Below are 3,735 nucleotides of genomic sequence, written 5' to 3'. Positions count from 1 at the left end.
GGATTATCTGTAGGTGTTGATTCCGATTTAGGCTCACTTTCTTTTGGTTGAGACGCAATGATAAGATGCTCCGTTTCAACAGTTGGTGCATTTGTTCCATTCACAGCTGATCCATCTGCCGGTTTTGTTTCTGGTTTACTCTCCTGTTCTCCAGCTTGAACCGCAGGTGCCAATCCGCTCAACAAAAACGCTGACCCCATTAACCCAATTAATACCGAACTTGCACCATACGCTTTATTTTTACGGATAGAATATATTTGCTTTTGTTGACCTGTATTTTCTTTTTTCACACACTTACTTCCTTTCTTAATTCTAATTTAGTTTTTTCGTTTTAATGATGGTTTTGAATTACATCAGGTATATAAATAACTTGTTTAGAACTCTCAAAAGCTTTTTCTGACTGAGCAATCCCCTCCTCTAAATGTTCTTTTATACGAGTAAAGTCCTCCGTCTCTGAGGTTTCAAACGCATTTTTATAACGTAATAAGAGTTCTTGCAATTCCTTCGATAACTCGGCTTTCTGAGCCACAACTTTGTTCTTCATTTCATTTAACGTATCCATCGTTTGATTAAATCGCTCAAACTCATCTGATATTGTTTTATTTGCAGCGTCAATCATCTCTGTTGCTTGTTGTTTAGCTTCCTCTACCAATTGCTTGGATAGCTGTTTTGCATCAATAATTGCTTCGCTAATTAGCTCTTCTTGAGAACGATATTTATATAATTGAGCATTCAACTGTTCAATCGCTTCGGATTTCCCAGTCAGTTCTTGTTTAAGGATTTTATTCTCTTCCTCCAACTTTTTCACTAAATCTTCTACTTCCTTTTTGTCATATCCAAAAAGACTTCTTCTTATAGTTTCCATATTTCCTCCTTCTTTCTTGGTTACTAAACTTTAGAAAAGAACGGTATATATCCATAATCTTTCCTATGCTGCTAGCACCTTCTCTATTCAACTTCATGTCATACTATTTTATGCAAAAAATCACATAACAATGTAACATTAGCCCATTACTAACCTTTCATTCTTTTAAAATTCATACCTCCTTAAAGCTTTTATGGGTCATTTTCAAGGTTCTTAAACAAACAAAAACAGACAACAAAGAAATACCTATCTTTGATAGATAGTGCTCCTTTATTGTCTGTTATAAAAAATGTATTCAAATAAGACAGACTTACCCCTGTCTGTCTGTCTGTCTGTCTGTCTGTCAATGATAGCAACATCTCGATCACCTTGTCAACACTTATTTACTTCGTATTTTATATAAATTCTCAATTCTTTGCAAGCGAAAACATAAAATTATTTTGATATATAAAAATACTACACATATATAGTCCAACATTTAATGATAGAAAAAATACGATACAAACTACTCCCTCATAATTTTTCTCTAAATAAGGATTTATCGAACAACCTAAATAAGAAAAGACTTCCTATAATAGCATGAGCAAGATACTCGTAAAGCGAGGCTACTGCCGTCCTAATGCTACTATCACAGGAAGTCTCATCTTATACGCCCTCTCATAATTATCCGTTCAATAAGAAAAGACTTCCTATAGTAGTATGAGTAATATCAGCCATTCTGGCTGATATTACAGGTAAATTCGAGACCCTAGGCTCGAATTTTAGGCAAGAGACTCGCTTGGCGAGGCTTCTGCCGTCCTAATACTACTATTAAAGGAAGTCCCATCTCATACGCCCACTCATAATTATCCGTAAAACAAGAATAGACTTCCTATAGTAGTATGAGTAATATCAGCCATTCTGGCTGATATTACAGGTAAATTCGAGACCCTAGGCTCGAATTTTAGGCAAGAGACTCGCAAAGCGAGGCTACTGCCGTCCTAATACTACTATTAAAGGAAGTCTAATTCGAATATCTAAGCTTGGATTAAAGCCAACGCTTCGTTTAAGTGTACAAGGCTACGTTCTTTTCCTAATAATTCAATCGTTTGACCTAAAGATGGACCATGAGTTTGACCACTTGTTGCCACACGAATTGGCATAAATAAGTTCTTACCTTTTACACCAGTTTCTTTTTGAACAGCCTTAATTGCTGCCATCACACTAGCCTCATCAAACACTTCTAAAGCTTCTAGTTGAGCTTTGAATGCATGAAGTACAGTTGGCACTGTTTCACCTTGAAGTACTTCTCTTGCTTCATCATTTTCCACAACGAAGTCTTTTTGGAAGAATAAACTTGAAATAGAAACAATCTCATTCATGTAGCTCATTTGATCATGGTATAACGCTACTAATTTATTCGCCCAAACTTGTTGCTCTTCACTCAATGTTTCAGGTAATAAACCTGCTAATTGTAATTGTTGAATTGCTAATGGAGCAACTTCTTCTAATGGAGTTTTCTTCACATAAGTGTTGTTAATCCATTCTAATTTCTTAGGATCGAATGCAGCTGGAGATTTACCAAGACGTTTTTCATCAAAAATTTGAATAAATTCTTCTCTTGAGAAAATTTCATCTTCCCCTTGTGGAGACCATCCTAATAAAGTAATGAAGTTGAACATCGCTTCTGGTAAATAGCCTAAATCTTTATATTGTTCAATAAATTGTAAAATAGACTCATCACGTTTTGATAATTTTTTACCAGTTTCTGTATTAATAATTAATGTCATATGACCAAATCTAGGAGTATCCCATCCAAATGCTTCATACACCATCATTTGTTTAGGAGTATTTGCAATATGGTCATCCCCACGTAATACATGAGTAATTTCCATAAAGTGGTCATCCACTGCTACTGCAAAGTTATACGTTGGCATACCGTCACGTTTTAAAATAACAAAGTCGCCACCGACACTACCAGATTCAAAAGTAATTTCACCTTTAACAATATCATCAAAAGTATATGTTCTATTTTGAGGAACTCTGAAACGAACAACTGGAGTACGTCCTTCTGCTTCAAAAGCATCACGTTGTTCTTGTGTTAAATGAGCATGTTGCCCACTATAGTGTGGCATTTCTCCATTTGCACGTTGTGCTTCACGTTCTGCTTCTAATTCTTCTTCAGTCATATAGCATTTATAAGCTTTATCTTCAGCAATTAATTGTTCAATTAATGGATTATAAATATGTTCACGTTCTGATTGACGATATGGTCCTACATTTTTTGGTTTATCTGGACCTTCATCCCAGTCAATTCCTAACCAAGTTAAGTTTTCTAATTGACTTTCTTCCCCATGAGCAATATTTCTTTTACGGTCAGTATCTTCAATACGAATAATAAATTCTCCACCGTAATGTCTTGCGAATAAATAATTAAATAGAGCTGTTCTTGCATTACCAATATGCAAATGCCCTGTTGGACTTGGTGCATAACGTACACGCACTTTATCTGCCATTTTTAATAACTTCCCTTCTATTTTGTCTATCGCTTCTATTGTAAAACTTTTTAGTTAAAATTGCTATGACTTTAACGCTTTTTCTTTAAAATTCTAGCTGTAATCAGCAAACTATTTTGTTTTTTTCATAAATTCCGTCAATTTTTCAATCACTTTCTGTTGTTGTTCTTTATTTGAAATCGAAGCTTTCCCATCTCCTTTTTGTTCTCCATACATTCCAAAACCACTATGATTTCCACCTTCAATCATAAGTTCTTCACTAGACTTAGGCAAACGAGACTTACTAGCTTCATATTTTTCCCAATTTAAAATCTTATCATTACTTGCTACAATCGATAAAACTGGAATATTGCTACTACTGAAATCAACACTTTT

4 protein-coding genes are annotated in these 3,735 nt (G+C 34.8%); all 4 read right to left on the bottom strand.

Annotated features, from left to right (window positions below; genetic code table 11):
• The coding region (locus tag RWL86_RS08355) for a hypothetical protein (protein WP_314078799.1) at window positions 1-290 on the bottom strand (290 nt) is incomplete at its 3' end.
• Between the two features lie 41 nt (window positions 291-331).
• The gene (locus tag RWL86_RS08350; RefSeq protein WP_314078798.1) at window positions 332-865 is read right to left on the bottom strand and encodes a DivIVA domain-containing protein; all 534 of its coding nucleotides are present in this window, start codon (window positions 863-865) and stop codon (window positions 332-334) included.
• A 1,016-nt stretch (window positions 866-1,881) separates the two neighbouring features.
• Window positions 1,882-3,360: a glutamate--tRNA ligase gene (gltX, locus tag RWL86_RS08345; RefSeq protein ID WP_314078796.1), complete on the bottom strand. Its 1,479-nt coding sequence runs from the start codon at window positions 3,358-3,360 to the stop codon at window positions 1,882-1,884.
• A gap of 111 nt (window positions 3,361-3,471) precedes the next feature.
• The coding region (locus RWL86_RS08340; RefSeq protein WP_314078793.1) for an alpha/beta hydrolase at window positions 3,472-3,735 on the bottom strand (264 nt) is incomplete at its 5' end.

Source organism: uncultured Granulicatella sp., from assembly GCF_963515095.1.
Lineage (GTDB): Bacteria > Bacillota > Bacilli > Lactobacillales > Aerococcaceae > Granulicatella.
This window is presented reverse-complemented; position numbering and strand designations above follow the sequence as displayed.

Excerpts from the sequence above, each read along its gene's own strand:
- RWL86_RS08350 (WP_314078798.1), bottom strand. The coding sequence starts at position 865 with ATGGAAACTATAAGAAGAAGTCTTTTTGGATATGACAAAAAGGAAGTA.
- gltX (WP_314078796.1), bottom strand. The coding sequence starts at position 3,360 with ATGGCAGATAAAGTGCGTGTACGTTATGCACCAAGTCCAACAGGGCAT.